Origin of the sequence: Nocardiopsis synnemataformans, assembly GCF_965343085.1 — a bacterium.
Lineage (GTDB): Bacteria > Actinomycetota > Actinomycetes > Streptosporangiales > Streptosporangiaceae > Nocardiopsis > Nocardiopsis alborubida.
The window spans coordinates 56,531-75,202 of the sequence record NZ_CBDRFA010000035.1 but is presented as its reverse complement, the minus strand read 5'-3'; the positions used below and the strand labels follow the sequence as shown (position 1 = coordinate 75,202).

Annotated in this window: 17 protein-coding genes and 1 pseudogene; 9 read left to right on the top strand and 9 right to left on the bottom strand. The window is 71.6% G+C overall.

What is annotated here, in order from left to right:
* Positions 1 to 164: 164 nt before the first annotated feature.
* From ACSIH6_RS20795 to acs, 6 genes and pseudogenes are all read right to left on the bottom strand, one after another.
* Positions 165 to 638, bottom strand: coding sequence for a SixA phosphatase family protein (locus tag ACSIH6_RS20795; RefSeq protein ID WP_435109969.1), 474 nt, complete (start codon positions 636 to 638; stop codon positions 165 to 167).
* Positions 639 to 836: 198 nt separating this feature from the next.
* Positions 837 to 3,260, bottom strand: a complete 2,424-nt coding sequence (locus ACSIH6_RS20790) for a sodium-translocating pyrophosphatase (RefSeq protein WP_435109974.1) — start codon at positions 3,258 to 3,260, stop codon at positions 837 to 839.
* A 585-nt stretch (positions 3,261 to 3,845) separates the two neighbouring features.
* Positions 3,846 to 4,373 (bottom strand): DUF309 domain-containing protein, encoded by a 528-nt coding sequence (locus ACSIH6_RS20785; protein WP_435109973.1) that lies wholly within the window; start codon positions 4,371 to 4,373, stop codon positions 3,846 to 3,848.
* Between the two features lie 102 nt (positions 4,374 to 4,475).
* Positions 4,476 to 5,225, bottom strand: a pseudogene (locus ACSIH6_RS20780) (alpha/beta fold hydrolase); the annotation flags it as partial.
* A 114-nt stretch (positions 5,226 to 5,339) separates the two neighbouring features.
* The gene (locus ACSIH6_RS20775) at positions 5,340 to 5,825 is read right to left on the bottom strand and encodes a phage holin family protein (RefSeq protein ID WP_435109972.1); all 486 of its coding nucleotides are present in this window, start codon (positions 5,823 to 5,825) and stop codon (positions 5,340 to 5,342) included.
* Between the two features lie 273 nt (positions 5,826 to 6,098).
* Entirely contained in the window at positions 6,099 to 8,069 is a 1,971-nt protein-coding gene (acs, locus tag ACSIH6_RS20770) for an acetate--CoA ligase (protein WP_435109968.1), read from the bottom strand.
* Positions 8,070 to 8,311: 242 nt separating this feature from the next.
* Here acs and ACSIH6_RS20765 point away from each other — a divergent pair, with 242 nt between their 5' ends.
* Positions 8,312 to 9,124 carry a Fic family protein gene (locus tag ACSIH6_RS20765; protein ID WP_435109967.1) on the top strand — a complete coding sequence of 271 codons (813 nt, stop codon included), beginning with the start codon at positions 8,312 to 8,314 and terminating at the stop codon, positions 9,122 to 9,124.
* A gap of 1,002 nt (positions 9,125 to 10,126) precedes the next feature.
* On the top strand, positions 10,127 to 11,365 hold the full coding sequence (gene ssd, locus ACSIH6_RS20760; RefSeq protein ID WP_435109966.1) for a septum site-determining protein Ssd: 1,239 nt from the start codon (positions 10,127 to 10,129) through the stop codon (positions 11,363 to 11,365).
* 222 nt (positions 11,366 to 11,587) lie between these two features.
* Here ssd and ACSIH6_RS20755 read toward each other — a convergent pair whose 3' ends face one another.
* The 3 genes from ACSIH6_RS20755 to ACSIH6_RS20745 form a co-directional block, all read right to left on the bottom strand.
* Positions 11,588 to 13,270 (bottom strand): recombinase family protein, encoded by a 1,683-nt coding sequence (locus tag ACSIH6_RS20755; protein WP_435109965.1) that lies wholly within the window; start codon positions 13,268 to 13,270, stop codon positions 11,588 to 11,590.
* A gap of 65 nt (positions 13,271 to 13,335) precedes the next feature.
* A complete protein-coding gene (locus ACSIH6_RS20750; RefSeq protein WP_435109964.1) occupies positions 13,336 to 13,725 on the bottom strand; it encodes a hypothetical protein in 390 nt (129 codons plus the stop codon).
* 193 nt (positions 13,726 to 13,918) lie between these two features.
* A complete protein-coding gene (locus tag ACSIH6_RS20745; RefSeq protein WP_435109963.1) occupies positions 13,919 to 14,395 on the bottom strand; it encodes a hypothetical protein in 477 nt (158 codons plus the stop codon).
* Positions 14,396 to 14,596: 201 nt separating this feature from the next.
* Between ACSIH6_RS20745 and ACSIH6_RS20740 the strand changes: the two genes are divergently transcribed.
* The 7 genes from ACSIH6_RS20740 to ACSIH6_RS20710 all read left to right on the top strand — a co-directional run bounded on the left by ACSIH6_RS20740 (position 14,597) and on the right by ACSIH6_RS20710 (position 18,652).
* Complete coding sequence (locus tag ACSIH6_RS20740; protein ID WP_435109962.1) at positions 14,597 to 14,872, top strand: helix-turn-helix domain-containing protein; 276 nt, start codon at positions 14,597 to 14,599, stop codon at positions 14,870 to 14,872.
* Entirely contained in the window at positions 14,872 to 15,072 is a 201-nt protein-coding gene (locus tag ACSIH6_RS20735; RefSeq protein ID WP_435109961.1) for a hypothetical protein, read from the top strand. The genes ACSIH6_RS20740 and ACSIH6_RS20735 overlap by 1 nt, the downstream gene beginning before the upstream one ends.
* Positions 15,073 to 15,167: 95 nt before the next feature.
* On the top strand, positions 15,168 to 15,566 hold the full coding sequence (locus ACSIH6_RS20730; protein ID WP_435109960.1) for a hypothetical protein: 399 nt from the start codon (positions 15,168 to 15,170) through the stop codon (positions 15,564 to 15,566).
* Complete coding sequence (locus ACSIH6_RS20725; protein ID WP_435109959.1) at positions 15,566 to 16,102, top strand: hypothetical protein; 537 nt, start codon at positions 15,566 to 15,568, stop codon at positions 16,100 to 16,102. Before ACSIH6_RS20730 ends, ACSIH6_RS20725 begins: the two co-directional genes overlap by 1 nt.
* Positions 16,099 to 16,398 (top strand): hypothetical protein, encoded by a 300-nt coding sequence (locus tag ACSIH6_RS20720; RefSeq protein ID WP_435109958.1) that lies wholly within the window; start codon positions 16,099 to 16,101, stop codon positions 16,396 to 16,398. Before ACSIH6_RS20725 ends, ACSIH6_RS20720 begins: the two co-directional genes overlap by 4 nt.
* A gap of 170 nt (positions 16,399 to 16,568) precedes the next feature.
* Entirely contained in the window at positions 16,569 to 17,489 is a 921-nt protein-coding gene (locus ACSIH6_RS20715) for a YqaJ viral recombinase family nuclease (RefSeq protein WP_435109957.1), read from the top strand.
* Positions 17,486 to 18,652: a hypothetical protein gene (locus ACSIH6_RS20710; RefSeq protein ID WP_435109956.1), complete on the top strand. Its 1,167-nt coding sequence runs from the start codon at positions 17,486 to 17,488 to the stop codon at positions 18,650 to 18,652. Before ACSIH6_RS20715 ends, ACSIH6_RS20710 begins: the two co-directional genes overlap by 4 nt.
* Positions 18,653 to 18,672 lie beyond the last annotated feature (20 nt).

Sequence of the window (18,672 nt, the reverse complement as noted above, 5' to 3'; positions counted from 1 at the left end):
AGAGGAAGAGGGGGTATCCGGCCCGCCCGCGGATATCCGCGTTCGTTTCGCTCGGAAGGGGTGTCGCAACCCCTCGCGGCCCTGGGCCGTTCGGAGGCGACTCGGAGTACATTACCCGCGGCCCCGGAGTCTGGCAACTCGAAGGTGGCGTGTCCTGGGTCACACTAGTTCAGCAGTGTGCCGGAACCGGTTCCCGGGGCGGCGTGCAGCCACTCCACCTCCAGCTCGACGGCCGCGACGGTGGCCGGCGGGTAGGCCGCCGGGTTCCCCAGGAAGGCACCGGCCAGCTGGGCCATCGTCGGATTGTGCGCGACGACCAGGACCGTCCCCGCGTCGGGATCCACCTGGTTCACCAGCTCCAGGAGTGTGTCCACCCCCGCCGAGTACGCCGCCTCGGAGTAGTCCACCTCCGGGTGGGTCCCCGGTTCCATGGCCCCGAGCACACCGTCCAGCGTCTGTCGTGTGCGCCTGGCCGCGGAACAGATGACGTGGTCGGGCACGTACCCCCGCTCGGCGAGCAGGCGGCCGACCGTCTCGGCCTGGCTCCGGCCCCGGTCGGTGAGAGCGCGCTCGAAGTCCTCGAACCCGTTCTCGGCCTGGGCGTGCCGCATCAGCAGCAGCCTCCGCGCGTCGCTCACGGGGACACCGCCGTCGCGACGATGGAGAGGGCCACGATGAACGCCACCATGACACCCACGATGACGAACAGTCCCTTCATCCCGGACACCGGGAACCACCCCTTCGCTCGCTCGGCTGTGTTCCCAGGTTAGGCCCCGCCCGAACACGGGCGCGGCCGCCCGGGGGATACCCGTGCGGCCGCGGAGAACGGTGCTTCCCTACTTCCCGTCTCCGGCGCGGGCCTCCTCCCTGTGGTCGTCCGCACCGTCGTCGGCCGTGTCCTCACGGGCACCGCCGTCCCCGGCCTGGGAGACCTCCCCCTGCGGTGAGGCGCCGCCGCCGGTCTCGGGGGCGCCCTTGGGCGCGGACCGGCCGCCGGTCTCGGCGAGGTCTGTCTCGGTGCCTCCCCCGCGGCGCTTGGACCACAGGACCGCGCCGACGAGCACGGCGACGGCCGCCGCCGCGATCCCCGCCCGCAGGACGACGTTGTCGGCGTAGATCACCACGCTGGGAGCGACGATCAGGGCGACGAGGTTCATCACCTTGAGCAGGGGGTTGATGGCGGGACCGGCGGTGTCCTTGAAGGGGTCGCCGACCGTGTCGCCGATGACCGTGGCGGCGTGGGCCTCCGAGCCCTTGCCGCCGTGGTGGCCGTCCTCGACGAGCTTCTTGGCGTTGTCCCAGGCACCGCCCGAGTTGGAGAGGAAGACGGCCATGAGCACACCGGCGGCGATGGCACCGCCCAGGAACGCGCCCAGCGGGGCGTAGCCGAGGGCGAAGCCGACCGCGATCGGCGCGAGGACGGCCAGCAGGCCCGGAGTGACCAGCTCCCGCAGGGAGTCCTTGGTGCAGATGTCGACCACCCGCGCGTACTCGGGCTTCTCCGTGCCGTCCATGATCCCCGGACGGGTGCGGAACTGCTCGCGCACCTCCATGACCACTCGGCCCGCGGCCCGGCCGACCGCCATGATGGCGAGCCCGGAGAAGAAGAACACCACGCTGGCGCCGATGATGACGCCGACGAGCACGTCGGGCTGGTCCAGCGAGAGCGAGAACGCCTCGTCGGCGTCGCCGAGCTGGGCCTGCACGGAGGTGCGGAAGGCGCCGAAGAGCGCGGTCGCGGCCAGGACCGCGGTCGCGATCGCGATGCCCTTGGTGATGGCCTTGGTGGTGTTACCGACGGCGTCGAGCCCGGTGAGGATCTCCGCGCCCCGGCCCTCCACGTCGCCGGACATCTCCGCGATGCCCTGGGCGTTGTCGGCGACGGGGCCGAAGGTGTCCATCGCCACGATGATGCCGACGGTGGTGAGCAGGCCGGTTCCGGCGAGGGCGACGGCGAACAGGCTGAGGGTGATGGAGCCGCCTCCGAGCAGGAACGCGGCGTAGACCGCTCCGGCGATGAGGAGGGCGGAGTAGACGGCCGACTCCAGGCCGACGGAGATGCCGGAGAGGATGACGGTCGCCGCGCCGGTCTCGGAGCTGTCGCCGATCTCGCGGACGGGGCGCCGGTCGGTCTCGGTGAAGTAGCCGGTGAGCAGCTGGATGGCCGCGGCGAGCACGAGGCCGATGAGGACCGCCACGACCGCGATGATCCTCGGGTCCGGGTTGGTCCCGGCCTCCTCGATCTCGGCCAGGACCTGCGGGCTGACGCCGGAGAGCTGGTCGAAGCTGGAGGGCAGGTACCAGAAGGCGGTGCCGATGACGAGCACGGCGGAGATCGCCGCGGAGATGAAGAACCCGCGGTTGATGGCCGACATCGCCGTCTTGTCCCTGGCACGGGGAGCGACCAGGAAGATGCCGACGATGGCGGTGAGCACGCCGATCATGGGAACCAGGAGCGGGAACACCAGCCCCTCGGTGCCGAAGGCGACGCGGCCGAGGATCAGCGAGGCGACGAGTACGACCGCGTAGGACTCGAACAGGTCCGCGGCCATGCCGGCGCAGTCACCCACGTTGTCGCCGACGTTGTCGGCGATGGTGGCGGCGTTGCGGGGGTCGTCCTCGGGGATGCCCTGCTCGACCTTGCCGACGAGGTCGGCGCCGACGTCGGCGGCCTTGGTGAAGATGCCGCCGCCCACACGCATGAACATGGCGAGGAGGGCCGCACCGAAGCCGAAGCCCTCCAGGACGATGGGGGCGTCGCCCCGGTAGAGGAGGACGACGAGGGCCGCGCCGAACAGACCGAGGCCGACGGTGATCATGCCCGCCACGCCGCCGGTGCGGAAGGCGATGCGCATGGCGGTGCGGTTGGAGGCGTCGTCACCGCCCCGGGCGGCGGCGGCGACCCGGACGTTGCCGCGCACGGCGAGCCACATGCCGATGAAGCCGGTCGCCGCCGACAGCAGGGCGCCGAGGGCGAAGAAGACCGACCGGCCGATGGCGATGGCCCACGAGTCGGCGGGGAGCAGGAGCAGCAGGAGCGGGATGAGGACGACGAAGACCGCGAGGGTGCGGAACTGTCGTTTGAGGTAGGCCGCCGCCCCTTCCTGCACCGCGAGCGCGATGCCCCGCATTCGCTCTGTGCCCTGCCCTGCGGCGAGGACCTCACGTACCAGCACGCCCGCGACGGCGAGTGCCAGAAGGGCCACCACCATGACGATGATGACGAGGGTGAAGTCGGTGCCTGCCAGTGATAGGGCCATGCCGCCTTCAGCGGCGAGGTTGAGCCCAGACAATCCGTCCTCCTTGAGACGGGCACGACCTTTTCGGCCCCGTCCACCGGAGAACGCGCGGAACGGCTCGCCCTGTGGGCGCCGGTCCTCGCGGACGTGGACGTACCGCCGTCCGGAAGGGGCCTGAGCTGGCCCGACGGCACGCTTGGCGGGGTCGAAGCGGTGCCACCTTTGGTTGTGGTGCGTACCGCCCGTGCCGCATGTTCACGGGCGGTGATCCGGGGAGTCTACGCACGGCGGCAAAGAAAGGTGAGAGCCGGACCCGCCATTCCTCAAGAAAATCCGAAGATGTGATCTTCCGGTGATCTCAGGAAAAGGATAAATGTCCTTTTCGGTGATATGTGGCTTATATAAGATCTCATAATGCCGTAATGCGCTGTTAACGCTAAAGCGTACATAAGCCCACAAAAAGGAAATGAGCCCCTTAGGCCACACAGACCTCACTGGTCACAGGAGGCGCTGGTGCCACGGGGCTCTCCGCGGGGTCCGTCACCGGTCCGCGGCGGGGCTTCGCGCAAGCGTGCCCCAACGGCCGGAGAACGCGTGCCCCGGCGGCTAACCGCCGAGCAGGCGCATCCCCGACGGGTCGATCCCGTCACCCGGGCGGGCGCGTCCGGCGTCGAGGTCGTCGGCCAGGGCTCGGGCGAACGCCGCCACCCCCGCCACGTCCACCCCGTGGGGGGCGTCCGGTCCGAACGGCTCCACACGGTCCGCGCCCCGCCTCAGCAGGCGTGCCGCGCCGACCATGTTGCCGCGCTGCGCGTGGGTGACCCCCACGGCCGTCTGGGCGAGGCCGCGCCACAGCTCCCGCTCCGGATCGGGCGCGGACTTCCACACGGCTTCGAGGACCTCGTGGGCGGTGAAAGCGTATCCCCCGTCGAGCAGCCGCTGGGCCTCCTCCAGGCCTTCCTCCACGGAGAACTCGGCGTCGTCGGGGACCCGCTCGACCTCGCCCTCGCTCCCGTGCGGCATCGGGCGCCCGTACCGGTCCCGGGGGCGCTGGTTCTGCGCCTGCCCGGTCTCGTTGCGGTCCCGCCCGTCTTCACGGCCCCCGGACTCCCGGTGTCCGTCCGCGGTCCCCATCGCCATCAGTGCCTCACCGCCGTTTCCCCTCGCCTGCGAGGACTCCGTCCGCCTCCCCGCCGAGATCTCCGCGAGCCACTCGACGAGCGCTTGGGAGACCTCCTCCGGTCGTTCCTCGTGCGGGAAGTGTCCCGCGCCGTGGACCTGCCTCCAACGGTAGGCCCCCGTCACCATGCCCCGTGAGGCGCGTGCCGTTCCGGGCGGGCACACCGGGTCGAGGGTCCCGTGGAGTTGGAGGACCGGGACGCGGACGGGAACGCGGCGCATCCGCGCGTTGTAGCGGAGACCGTCCGTGCGCCACCGCGACCGGAAGAGCCAGCGGTGGCTCTCCAGGGAGCAGTGGGAGACCTTGGGGACGGCGAAGGCGCGGCGGTAGTGCTCCTCGGCCTCGGTGTCCGGCCAGCCGGGGCCCGACCACTCCCGGAGCAGGTCGCCCACGCGCACGCACCCGTCGCTCAGAAGCCGATGCTCGGGGAGGATCGGCAGTTGCGCCCGGAGCATGTGGCGGACGCCGGGGCCTCCGGAGGCCAGGACGCGGGCCGCGCGCAGTGGGTGCGGCGACGACACCGCGGCCAGCGCGCGCACGGTGCCGGGGTGGTAGGCGGTCATCGTCCAGGCGACGAGGCCGCCCAGGCCGTGTCCGACCACGGCCGCGTCCCGTGAGCCGAGGGCGCGGACCAGTCCGGCGGCGTCCTGGGCGAGGGTGACGAGGTCGTAGCCGCGCGGGGTCTTGTCGCTGGCGCCGTAGCCGCGCAGGTCCGCGGCTACCGCGCGGTAGCCGGCGTCGGCGAGCGCGGTCAGCTGGGCGCGCCAGGCCCACCAGAACTGGGGGAAGCCGTGGAGGAGGAGCACCAGCGGTCCGTCACCGGCCTCCGCGACGTGGAACCGGGCTCCCGCCGCGCTGACGGTCCTGTGGGTCCAGGGGCCGTCGACGTAGGCGGCCGAGTCGTCCAACAACGTGCGTGCCTACCGGGCCGCGGGAGCGGACGCCTCGGCGGAGTCGGCGGTCTCGACGGTGTTCGAGGGCGGGCGGATGTCGCCGCGCAGGATGCCGGCGAAGCGCGAGGTGGTCAGCGCGGTGCGCTGGAGGCCCTCCCGCTTGCGGAGGGTGGCGATCGCGTACAGGCCGAAGGCCGCGGCGAGCAGCAGGTAGGCGAGGGTGACGATGCCGAAGCTGGCCCAGCCGGGGAGTTCGGCGACCTCGTACAGGACGAAGGCCACGGTCACCGAGAGGAGGATGACGAAGATGTGGGCGAGGACCCCGACCACGGCGAAACCGGCCACGCCCTTGCCGATCTTGGCCGCGTCGGCCTTGGCCTCCAGCTTGGCCAGCTTGATCTCCAGGCTGACCAGACGGGAGATGTTGCCCGTGGCGTCTGAGACCAGTTCGCTGATCGAACGGTCGGTGTCCCTGGTGGCGCCAGGTGCACCGGTACCCGGCTTCTCCGCCATCGTGGAGGTTCCCTTCTCTCGGTCAGAACGCACGGATGATCCTCCGCATCCTCGCACATACCCCGTCTCGGACGTCTCTCACGGCACGCACAACGGCGCCGCCGCGTTTCGTCACACGGGTGAGCGACAGGCGCGGCGGCCACGGGTCTCCGAGGTCGGAGGAGCACGAGGGAGCACGTGGGAGTTCGGGGAAACAACGAACGGCGCCCCGGACCGAGGCGCCGTTCACCGATGGGCGGGGCCCGCACGCGTGGCGCGGGGCGGCCCCTCGGCTCAGTCCTCCCGCTTGGCGGAGGGCAGCTGCTTGGCGATGACCTCCATGATCGAGGAGTCGGTGAGCGTGGAGGTGTCACCGACGGCCCGGTTCTCGGCGATGTCGCGCAGCAGGCGCCGCATGATCTTGCCCGAGCGGGTCTTGGGCAGCTCGGGCACCGCCAGGAGGCGGGCGGGCTTGGCAATCGGGCCGAGCGAGGTGCCGACGTGGTTGCGCAGCTCCTGGACCAGGTCCTCGGGGACCTCCTCCTCACCGCCGCGCAGGATCACGAAGCCGACGATGGCCTGTCCGGTGACCTTGTCGGTGGCGCCGACGACCGCGGCCTCCGCCACGCGCGGGTGGGAGACCAGCGCGGACTCGACCTCGGTGGTGGAGATGTTGTGGCCGGAGACGAGCATGACGTCGTCCACGCGGCCCAGCAGCCACAGGTCGCCGTCCGCGTCCTTCTTGGCGCCGTCACCGGGGAAGTACAGGCCCTCGAAGCGCGACCAGTAGGTGTCCTTGTAGCGCTCGGGGTCGCCCCAGATCCCGCGGAGCATGGCCGGCCACGGCTCGCGGATGACGATGAAGCCGCCCTCGCCGTCGGGGACGGACTCGCCCCGCTCGTCCACGACGTCGGCGACGATGCCGGGGATGGCCCGCATGGCGGCGCCCGGCTTGCCGGAGGTCACGCCCGGAAGGGGGCTGACCATGACGGCGCCGGTCTCGGTCTGCCACCAGGTGTCCACGACCGGGGTGCGGTCACCGCCGATGTTCCTGCGGTACCAGACGTAGGCCTCGGGGTTGATGGGCTCGCCCACCGAGCCGATGACGCGCAGGCTGGACAGGTCGAACTTGGCGGGGATGTCGTCTCCCCACTTCATGAAGGTGCGGATCGCCGTAGGGGCCATGTAGGCGATGGTGACCTTGTACTTCTCGATGATCTCCCAGAAGCGGCCCCGGTGCGGGGTGTCCGGGGTGCCCTCGTACAGGACCGTGGTGGCCGCGTTGGCGAGCGGGCCGTAGACGATGTAGGAGTGGCCGGTCACCCAGCCGATGTCGGCGGCGCACCAGTAGACGTCGGTCTCGGGCTTGAGGTCGAAGACCGCCCAGTGGGTGTAGGCGACCTGGGTGAGATAGCCGCCCGTGGTGTGCAGGATGCCCTTGGGCTTGGCCGTGGTGCCGCTGGTGTACATGATGTACAGCGGGTCCTCGGCGTCGTGCGCCTCGGGGGTGTGCTCGGTGCTCTGGGACTCCACGGCGTCGTGCCACCACACGTCGCGGTCGGTCCACTCGACGTCCTGGCCGGTGCGGCGGACCACGAGGACGTTCTCGACCGCGGGGCGGTCGGCGACCGCGGCGTCCACGGCGGGCTTGAGGGCGCTGGCCTTGCCGCGGCGGTAGCCGCCGTCGGCGGTGACCACGAGCTTGGCCTGGCTGTCGTCGAGGCGCTGACCCAGGGCGTCCACTGAGAAACCGCCGAACACGACCATGTGGACGGCGCCCAGCCGGGCGCAGGCGAGCATGGCCACGACGGTCTCGGGGATCATCGGCATGTAGATGGCGACGCGGTCGCCCTTGCGCACACCGAGTTCGGTCATGGCGTTGGCCGCCTGGGAGACCAGGTCCTTGAGCTCGGCGTAGGTGATGGTGCGGGTGTCGCCGGGCTCGCCCTCCCAGTGGTAGGCGACGCGGTCACCGAGGCCGTTGGCCACGTGCCGGTCCACGCAGTTGACGGAGGCGTTGATCCTGCCGCCGACGAACCACTTGGCGAAGGGCGGGTTCCACTCCAGGGCGGTGTCCCAGGGCTGTTCCCACTGGAGCCTGCGGGCCTGCTCCTCCCAGAAGCCGAGACGGTCCTCGTCGGCCCTGGCGTAGGCGTCGGCCTTGACGTTGGCGTCGGCGGCGAGCGCCTCCGGGGGAGGGAAGCTGCGCGTCTCGTGGAGAAGGTTGGACAGTGTCTCCTGGCTCGCGGGAGTGCTGTCGGCCACTGTGATTCTCCTTACGTAGGCTGGTTCACACCCAATTAATCATGTGGTGCGACACCCCGTGAACAGCCGGGGTGGCGTCCAGCGGCGGGGAAGGCCGGGCGCGCGACGAACGGGCGGCGAACGGTCGCCCTGCCGCGACGAGCGGTCGCGGTGGCCGGTCCGCGCGGCGGCACTGGCGCGGGCCGCCGACCTGGCCCGCCGGTGTGGGCCTCCCGTGTTACCGGCGCGTAGTGTTGTTTTCCGTGAGCGAACCGACTTCTTCCCCCGCGTCCGACCCGCTGGCCCGGATCGCCGAGCTGCCCGGTGTGGCCGACGCGGTCGCCGAGACACGGACCCTGGTCGACCGCCTGCTGGGGCACCGCGTGCTGCGCCGCCGCAGCAGCGACGTGTCCATGGAGTCCGCGCTGCGCGGCGCGGTCGCGTCGGCGACGTTGGAGGGCGCCGAGGTCTCGATGGAGGAGATCCGCGAGGGGCACGTGTACGACACGCGCGTCAAGGGCGCGCTGCGGGTGTCCGGAGAGCTGGGGAGTCTGGTGGACACCTGGCCGAGGGCGCCGCGCCAGGTCCTGGCCCGGCTGCACACGCTCGCCGCGGCGGACGCGGTGTCCGCGGACGCGCTGGGCCGCCCCCGCAGGGCCGGGGAACGGGTCGAGGACCCGCTGGGACTGGGCCCGGCCCCGGCGCCGGAGACGGCGATGGCCCGGTTGGAGGGCCTGTACTCGCTGCTGGGCGTGCGCACGTCGGTCCCGGCGCTGGTGATGTCGGCCCTGGTGCACGGGGAGCTGATGGCGGTCCGACCGTTCGGCTGGGGCGACGGCCTGGTGGCGCGCGCGGCGGAGCGGCTGACGCTGGTGGAGCGGGGTCTGGACCCCAAGTCACTGGTGCCGTCCGAGCTGGGGCACCGGACGCTGCGGGACGAGTACGGACCGGCGTTGCGCGGGTACATGGGCGGTACTCCGGAGGGCGTCGCCGGGTGGGTGGCGTACTGCTGCCGGGCGGTCCGCGCGGGGGCGCAGGATTCGCTGGCCACCTGTGAGGCCCTCAAGCGCGGCTGAGCACGGGGCGCCGTTTCCCGGACCGGACGCCCCGGGGCACTCGGAGTGGGCGAGGTGCGTGGAGCAGTCGCGAAAGGGCAACAACTTTTGATGGGCGACAACTGTGCGCGACCGAAAGGTTGAACACTAATCGTTTATTTACCGACCGGTAGGTTCAGGAAGAGTATCGGTTCGGTCACGCTTGCCGGTTCCGCGCGGGAACGGAGGTCGCACGGCCCTTGCGTGCGCACAAGGCGAACGGCGCCCCGTCCTGTCTCCCGGGGCGCCGCCTCCGACACGTTCCGCCGGGTTAGCAGGCGTCCATTTCCCTAGTCTGACCAGGCAGGACATCAGCCTGTCCGATCTAGACGGGCCTCACGGGGCCAAGTGGCGCGTGGGTTCCCGGTTCTCGCGTCGGGGTGGTTCTCAGCCACCGACTGCTTTCTTTCTACGCCGATGTTCCGGCGCCGAAAAGACGGTTGACCCGAATTTTCACCCTTGATTCCAGAACCGATACGGAACGTTGCGTGGTAACGTCTGTCCCGTCGTTCCCCGGAGGGCAGGCCGCCCGCTTCGCGCCTCCGCCGTGCGCGCCCCATTTCGCGTTCCGGCGGTATCCCTCTTCTTCGAATGACGTCCATGTGCCTTCCGGTGGTCGCGAGAGCACGTCTCTTCGCCGACCCTCACCAGAGAGCGGACCCGGTCCCACCCCCCGGGACCGGAATCTCGCGTGGCGGCCTTCTCCCCCTGTGAAGGCGAGTCCCCGCGTCCGCTCCTCTCGCCTGTCGGGCGGGGGTGCGTATCCGCCCCCGTATACGCATCCCGCCCGCCAGGTGAACCGGACCGCGAAGGAACCGGGTCTCAGGTGAACCGGACCGCAGACCTCCGTGACGCCCGCCCCCCGCACCGGACTCCCTGCTCCGCTCCGAGCCCCGCCGAAGTTGTCCACAGCTTCGGATCGGGGCTTTCGCTGTCGTGCCCGGTCGGCGAAGGTCGAGGAAAGCCCTCGACCCGGGAGGTCCCATGGACGTCCAGCACCGGCCCCTGCTCGCGACCGCCGATCCCCTCCTCCTCGACGACCTCCTCAGGCTGGCCACCGCCGCCTCCACCGAGGTCACCGTCGCCCACACGCTCGACCGGGCGCTGAGCCTGTGGCCGCACGCCCCGCTCGTCGTGGTCGGTGCCGACCTGCGCGCGCTCCTGCGGGCCGCCGACCCTCCGCCGGGCCGCCACGTGGTCGTGACCCGGGACGTGAGGGAGACCGCCGCTGACGGGGCCCTGTCGCGGGAGGGGTCCGCGCCAGCGGCCGCCGCGGTGCCCCGGCCGCGCGTCCCCCCGGAGCGGTACCGACCCGGCGTTCCCGTGGAGGGCTCCCCGCCGGGCGTTCCCGTGGAGGACCCGGCACCGGGCGCTTCCGGGAAGGTGCCCCCGCACGGGTCCGGGGAGACACGCGTCCTCCTGCTGCCCCGGGACGAGGCGCTGCTGGTCGACCTGCTCGCGAGGGCGTCGTCCCCCGACCGACCACCGGCGCCCACGGTGTCGGTGGTCGGCGGTCGAGGCGGCGCCGGGGCCAGCCTGCTCGCGGTGGCGCTCGCCCTGGCCGGTGAGCGCGCCGGACGCTCCACCGCCCTGCTGGACGCCGACCCGTTCGGGTGCGGCTCCGACGTCTACCTCGGGTGCGACCGCGGCCCCTCCCCCGGTCCCGAGCGGTGGACCGGCTGGGGCGACCTGCTGCGCAGGCGCGGACGGGTGCGCTGGCGCGACCTGCGCGCCGGACTGCCGGGGACCTCCCGGGTGTCGGTGCTGACCTGGACACGCGGCAGGGAGCCGACCGGCCCCCTGCCGGTGGGTGCCGTGCGCGCGGTCCTGTCCTCGGCAAGGGACGGCACCGACCTGGTGGTGGCCGATCTGCCGCGCTCCTTCGACCCGGCCACCACCGTGTTCCTGAACCGCTCCGACCTGGTGCTCGTGGTCGTCCCGGCGGACGTGCCCTCGGTGGTGGCGGCGACCAGGACGGTCGCCCGGCTGCGGGAGGAGGCTCGGACCGTGCGGCTGGTGGTGCGCGGCGCCCGGGGCGAACTGAGCGCGGACGTGGTGTCCAGGGCCCTGAAGGTGGATCTGGGCGCGGACCTGCCGTCCGAGCCGGGGCTGGCCCGGTCGCTGGCCGCCGGGGACGTGCCCGCCCGCCATCCCCGTTCGCCCCTGGCCCGGTTCGCCGACCGGATCGTGGCGGGCCTGCCCGCGTTGGAGAAGGTCCGGTGAGCCCTCTGGTGGAGGCCGTGCGCAACCGCCTGGTGGCGTCCGGCGTACCGGTGAGCCCGTCGAGCGTCGCGGCGGCGCTGCGCGCCGAGGGAGGCCTGCTGGGCGACACCGAGGTGCTGTCCATGACCCGCCGTCTGGCCGCCGACCTGTCCGGGGCGGGGCCGCTGGAGGAGCTCATGACGTCGGGGGTAACTCACCGAAAAACCCAGTCATTACACACGCCTATTGACCAGCGGATTTGCTCGCACGCCCCTTCGGCTCAGCAGCAGGGAACCGCTCCTCCGCCCCCCACGCCGTGCGAATTGTGATCCACGCCTCAGTTCGGGTGTACCGCTTCGCCTCGATGGACAACAGCGACTTCAACACCTTGTTCACCGACCACACCGGCAGCGTCTCCCACTCCTCCAGCAGACCCCGAGTGACCGCGACGTAGTCGACCTGCTCCTCAGCCGCAGCCCGCGCGCCCTGGAGCTCGGCGTGCTCCTCCCTCAGCTCTGCCTGCTCCGCGAGGTACCGGTCACGGAGACGCCGGTACGACTCCGGCGGGATGTCCTCCGCGACGTACTGGTCCGCGACCCGGTCGAGCTTGCGCTGCAACGCCTCCAGGGCCGCGGCCACCTCCTCCCCGCGGTCCGGCCCGGCCTCGGGCGGGACCACGTCGTGCGGAGCGGCCTCCGCCTCGACGACGGCCAGGCGGCGGTGTTCCCGGGTGAGGAGGTCGCGCACCACGGCCCGGCACCGGCGGTCGGAGATGGTGTTGGTGTGCGTGCAGACGCCGCGCGCCCGCCCCGGGCACCGCCACGTGTACAGGTCGCTGCCCGGTTTGAACCGGTTCGCGGTCATCGTGGTGCCGCACCACCCACACGACACGGTCTGCGACAGCTCATGCCGGGCCTCGACGGCGCGCGGCGGCGGCGGTGTGGCCGACTCCCGCCGGGCCCGGTACGCCTTCCAGATGCGGTCGCGAGTGGCGTCGCCGTCGGGCAGGTGCGCCCACAGGTGCGGGTGTGCGCCGACGATCCACGCCCAGTTGCGGCACCACCCCTGTGTGGTGCGGTCGTGCACCGTGCACTCGGGGTCGTGCTGGCGGATGTATCCGGCGCCGAAACCGCTGTCGAGCAGGGGCCACAGGGTGCTGTGGGACCACCGTCCCACCGTCCCCGAAGGGCCCGGGATCCGGGAGGCGTTGAGCCACCGGACGATACTGAATCCGCTTCGCCCGTCCGCGGCCTCCTCGTACATGCGGCGCAGCGCGGGAGCGTGCTCGGCGGGCTCGTACCGTTCCCCGAGGGGGTCGGTGGGGTCGGTGACCCAGTAGCCGGGGGCCACCTGGATGCGACCGCGACGCACGTACCCGAACCGCGGGCGCCCCGAGTTCGGCAGTCCGGCCCGCCTGCGGTACGCCTGTGCGTCCTTCCAGTTCTCCCCGATGAGGTCGCCCTCCAGCTCCGCGACGTCCATCAGGATGTTGCGGTTGAACCGGCCAACCGCGGTCGAGGCGTCCACGGGTTCGGTTGCGGAGATGAGGGACCCACCGGCCGCCTCCAGGCGGGCGAGGTTGAACGCGTTGTCGGCCCTGTTCCTTCCGAACCGGCTGAACTTCCAGACGCCGACCTCCTTCGCCTTCTCGGGGCTGGTGCCGGTGGCGATGCCGTCGATGATGCTGCTGATCTGCCGTTTTTTCAGTGTCCGGCCGGACAGGTCGAGGTCGGCGTACCAGCGCACGATCCGGCGTCCGGTGGTGCGCGCCAGCCGGTCGATGTGGTCGGCCTGGAGGTCCGGCGAGATCATGTCCTCTCGCGCGGTGGAAACGCGGAGGTAGCCGATCATCGGGATGAGCCCGTGGGGGTCTCCGCAGTGGGTGCGGAGGAGTGCGTCGAGGTCGATGTCATAGTCGACAGCCAAGGGTGGGTCCCTTCGTTCTGTTGTTGGGGGTAGGGGTGGTGCTCCAGGCCCCCGCCCGGGAGGTGCTACCCGACGAGCCGGAGCCGGTCGGGAGTGAGCCGGGCGGGCCAGTCGTAGACGAGGCCGATCCGCGCCATCCGGCGGACCGTCGACAGGCGGACCCGCTCGGCCGGGTCCCACCACTGCGGGTCGCACCCGCGGATGGACAACGCCTCGTGGATCATCTGGCCCACGTCGGGGCGGCGCGCGGCGAGAGCGGCGTAGGGCGCGCGCAGGTACCGGTACTCGGCTCCCTCCAGGACCGCGACGAGGTGCCGGGGGGCGTCGTCCCCGAGGTCGTCGGGGAGGTCGTAGACGTGGACGGGCTCATCGCTGGGGAGGGTTCCGAGGACGGTGTAGGCGATGGGGTAGGGCCCGGCGGGGCGGGGGTGGGGGATGGGAGGGCAGGGGTCCACGTGTGCCTCCTGTGCGTCATGCGCGCGTGCGTCGTTGGATGCGCGGGTGACCAGATTAGAGCGTTCGCACACGTGTTCACCATGGGTGACCTGCAAAAAGTGGGCACCCTCCGGGGTTGGGTGAATGCCCGGAGTGGGGTTTACGTATCAAGTGGCCAGGGTCGGCCAAAGCGGAGTAAACGAGAGGTCAAGGTCATGCGTCGCCGCTCTCGCGGCGGCGTTTGCGTATCTGCGCGCGCTTCATCTCCACGAACAGGGTGATCTCGTCACTGAGCCGCTGCGCAGTCGCGGCCTCCAGCTCCTTGCGCTCCTCTGGGGTGAGGTCGGGGTCAGCGTCGATGTCCCGGACGGCCTGGTAGAACACCTGCCCGATGGGGGTGTCGAGGACCCGGTCCTCGACGGCCAGGCGAGGCTCCTCGGGGAGGGGGGTGGGGTCTCCGCCGGACAGGATGGCGCGGATGCTGCCGCGCTCCCACCTCAGGCCGTCTTCGAGCTTCTCGCGGATGTCTCGCGTGATGGGTCGGTCGCTGGTACGGATCCGGCGGACCGTCTCGTAGGGGACGCCGGACAGGGCCTCCAGCTCGCGCCAGGTGATGTCGCGGTCTTCTACGCGCTTCTCGATGTGGTGCCGGAGGTGGGCACGCTCCGGGGATTGCTCTGGGGAAGGCATGCCTAAGAGAGTACAGACGGGACACACTTGGGACACACATAGGCCGGGTTGGGCCAAATTTTTCACCAGACCTTGACTATCTCCAGACTCTCAAAACCCCTGCACCGCAGGGGTTTTCGCATGCCCTGACCCCCTTTCGGCCTGTCCCCCCGGACACATATGTGTGGCCCACGTGTGAGCCATGGGTGTACTGTCCCACCCATGGAACACACACGACCCACACACGTGGTCGGAGTGGACCTGGACCGCACCGCCTTCCGCGCGGCAGTCCGCGACAGCGGACTGTCCCTGCGAGAGCTGGCCGACCGTTCCGGACTGTCCTACTCCACCTGGAAAAAGCTGCACTCCGGCCGCCGCTGCTGGCCCAAGCGCGACACCTACCGGCGCGTCGTCCACGCCCTCGGGTACCCGCGCGGCTCCCTCACCCTCGACCCCACGCAGAACACACACGTGCCCCACATGGGTGGTGGCGAGTGATGGCGCTCTCCCCGTGGCCCGAGGCCGCTGCCGCTGCTGGCGCCGCTCTCCGCGCCGGGCGCATCGCGAGGGACTCGATGCCCCCGCGTGAGGCCGCGATCGCTGCGCACCGCCCGGGCGGCCCGTCCGTGGACGCGCTGGAGGAGCTGATCGTCCGCCACCGCGCGGAGGCCCTGGCCGCCCTCCAGGCCGCCGCGTGACCCGCCCGGCCCCCGAGACCACCCCGCACATGACGAAGACCCCCGCGCAATCCGCCAAGACCAGCGCGAGGGCCCCAATGAAAGGTCAGACCTTCATGTCCCAGACTACCGCCCCGCCGATCCCCGCGAAGGACAGCGCCAGCGCCAGCACCACCCGCGCCGCGATCGTCCTCGCGTCCCTCACCGCCACCCACCCCGAACTGCCCGGCCTGCACTGGTCGGTCACCCCCTACCTGTCCCTCGGGGGGAACGCCCCCGCGAACGACATCAACACCCGCGTCGGCCAGGTGGCCGCGTGGTCTCGCGCCCTCGATGTGCCCGTGCTTGTGGCCGTGCCGCACGCCGGTGACCTCGGCACCGCGTCCGTGTCCACCACGCTCTCCGGCGTCCGCGTGGACGTATGGGCTGTGGTGTACCGCGACGAGGACGAGACCCCGGTCGAGCTGTCCGCCCGCATCCGCTCCCTGGTGATCGCCGCTGGGGGTGAGGTCTGATGGTCGACCTGATCGTGTGGGCCGTCAGCATCGGCGCGGCCGTGTGCATCCTCCTCGGGTTCGGTCTCGGAGTCATCGGTGACGACGCCGCGAAAAAGCGGACGAAGCGGCGCGCCGTGCGGCTCGCGAAGGACCTGCGTGAGGAGCGCGGGGCCCGCCAGCGCGCGGAGGACCGCGCCACCCGGGCCACCTCCCAGCGGGACGACTACCGCCGCCAGCTCGACGCCGCTACGGCTGCGCTGGAGCGCGCCACGTACACCAACGCCGTCCCCGCGCCGGATGGGGACCTGGAGGCGCTCGTCCGCGTCGTCACCGACGAGGACCCCGACGACACCCCACCGCGCGGCGCCCACCACCGGCCCGAACCGGGCCCCTGCCAGTCCCTGACGTCCGACCCGTTCGCACCGGAATCCCCGGAGATGTACTGCGAGCACGACGACGGGGGCGGCCACACCGGCGACCACACGGCCTACGACGGAGACGTTCGGTGGGACGACGAGATGGGCGCCATGTGGGTGCGGGGTGAGCGGCTGTGAGCGCCCCGGAGCGGCTGGCCGCCGCCATCCACGCGCTGATTGCCCGCCGTGAGGAGAACCCGCTGGCTGGGGTCCCCGTGGTGTCCACGGAGGAGCTGCTCGACCTCCTCGACGAGGACGACCACCGGCCCCGGCTGGCGTACCACCCGCCGCTCCCCCGCTGTGAGCCCGACGACTTCGACCGCCTCATGCAGATGTCGATCCGGCTCTTCCAGGACTCGCCGTTGGACACGCCCGCCCGCCGCCGTCTGGCCTCCGCTGGGCTGCGTCACCGGAGGGCGGTGGCCCATAGCTGAGCAGACCGCCCCGCCGGACTGGCTGGAGGCCGCCCTCAACCTGCCGTGCCGCTACTACACCGGCGACCGCGACTGCGCCGCCACCCCGACCCGCCTGTACCTGCGTGGCCGCCGCTGCTGGGTGCATGCGCCGGTCGCCATCACCCCCGTCATCAGGAAGGACAACCCCCGTGCGTGAAGCCCGCGTCATCGACCCCATCGCGCCCGGCTCGGCCGAGTGGCTCGGCTACATGTCCGCGTCCAAGGTCGCCGCCATCGTGGGCCTGTCGAGCTACGAGTCGCGGTACAGCCTGTGGCAGCTCATGTCCGGCAACCTCCCGCCGGAGCCCCAGACCGCCATCCAGGCGCGCGGCCACTACCTCGAACCGGCCATCGCCGCGTGGTTCGCCGACCAGCACCCCGAATACGCCGTTCACCCCGGGTACACGTGGACGCGCGACGACCACCCGTGGATGCTCGCGTCACCCGACCGGACGCTACGAGCCCGGGGGGAGGGGTCCCTCGAGGCCCTGCTCGAAGTGAAGACCTCCGCCGACGACTCCGAGTGGGGCCGTGAGGGCACCGCCGAGATCCCCGCCGTCTACCGGCCCCAAGTCGTGTGGCAGATGGCCGTGACCGGCGCCCGCACGGTGTTCGTCGCCGTGCTCACCAGCCGCCTGGAGTTCCGGGAGTACGTCGTCGAGTGGGACGACGAGGTCGCCGCCGACGCCGCGTTCCTGATCTCCGAAGCGGACGCGTTCATGGACTCCCTGGTGTTCGGCGAAGTCCCCGACCTCGACGAGCACAAGGCCACCTACGAGGCCGTGAAGCGACTGCACCCCCAGATCGACGGCGAAGACGTCGAGCTGCCCGTCGCCCTGGCCGCCGAGTTCGTCGACGCGAAGCAGACCGCGAAGGACGCCGCCGCCCGGGAGCGGGCCGCGACGACCGCCGTCGCCGACGCCATGGGCACCGCGAAGCGCGCCCGCTGCGCCGGGCACACGATCGCGACCCGGCAGGCGAAGGGCACCGGAACCCCCTACGTGGTCGCCGGGCGCCGCCTGCCCGACCCCCTCCAGCTCTCTACCTCCGAGGAGACCGAAGCCGCATGACCGAGATCGCTATCCGCCAGCCGGACGCGCTGCCCGCGAAGATCGAGTACGCCAAGCAGCTCGCCTACGCGGACATGCTGCCCCGCCAGTACCAGGACAAGCCCGCGAATTTGCTGTTCGCCATCGAGTACGCCGAGATGCTCGGGCTGTCGCCCATGGCCGCGATCACCGGCGTGCACGTCATCGAGGGCAAGCCGTCCGCTTCCGCCAACCTGATTTCCGGGCTGGTGCGCCGCGCCGGTCACCGCCTCCGCGTCCGTGTCGACCGCTCCCAGTCCGGACCCGTCGCCATCGCCCAGATCATCCGGTCCGACGACCCCGAATTCACCTTCGAATCCCGGTGGGACATGGCCCGCGCCCGACAGGCCGGAGTCGCCGGAAAGCACGTGTGGAAGGCCTACCCCGAGGCCATGTTGAAGGCGCGCGCGATCACGGAGGTTGCCCGGGAGGCGTGCGAGGAGGCCCTGTCCGGGCTGTCGTACACCCCGGAGGAGCTGGGGGCGAACGTCAACGCGGACGGGACCGTGGTGTCGGCCGTGCCGGTGGCGCGTGTGCAGGCCCAGCCCGGTGCGTCGGTGCGCGAGGCGGCCCAGCAGGCCCAGCCCGCCGCACCCGAGCCCGCCCCGGCTTCGGTGGACGAGGCGGCGCCGGAGCAGTCCCCGCGGATGATCACCCAGCCGCAGACGCGGAAGTTGGGTGCGCTCATGCGGGAGTGCGGGATCTCCGGCCGTGACGCCGCTCTGGCCTACGTGTCCGAGGTGATCGGCCGCCAGGTCGGCAGCCGCAACGAGCTGACCGTGGACGAGGCCGGGCGGGTGATCGACGCCCTGGAGCAGCAGCACACCGCCGCCCAGGAGGCCGCCGCCGCGCCCGCCTCGGAGCCGGTTGACGACGGCGTGGCCGACGCGGAGGTCGTCGAGGAAACCCCGGCGGACGTGTGGCGGGACCTGGTGGATGGGTCGCCGCTCGGGTGGTCCCGGGAGGCCCTGGAGGCGGAGTTCGCGAAGGCGCACGGCGGGAGGCACCCGTCGTCGGGGTCGGTGGACGAGCTGTCGACGTGGGGTGCGCGGGTGCTTTCGGGCGCGGTGAAGCCGCCGAAGAGGGCCGCGAAGGCCTCCGCCCCCGCGCCCGCCGCCGACACGGGCGACGCGGTCCCGTTCTAGTCCCTTTCCCTCCCCCTGCC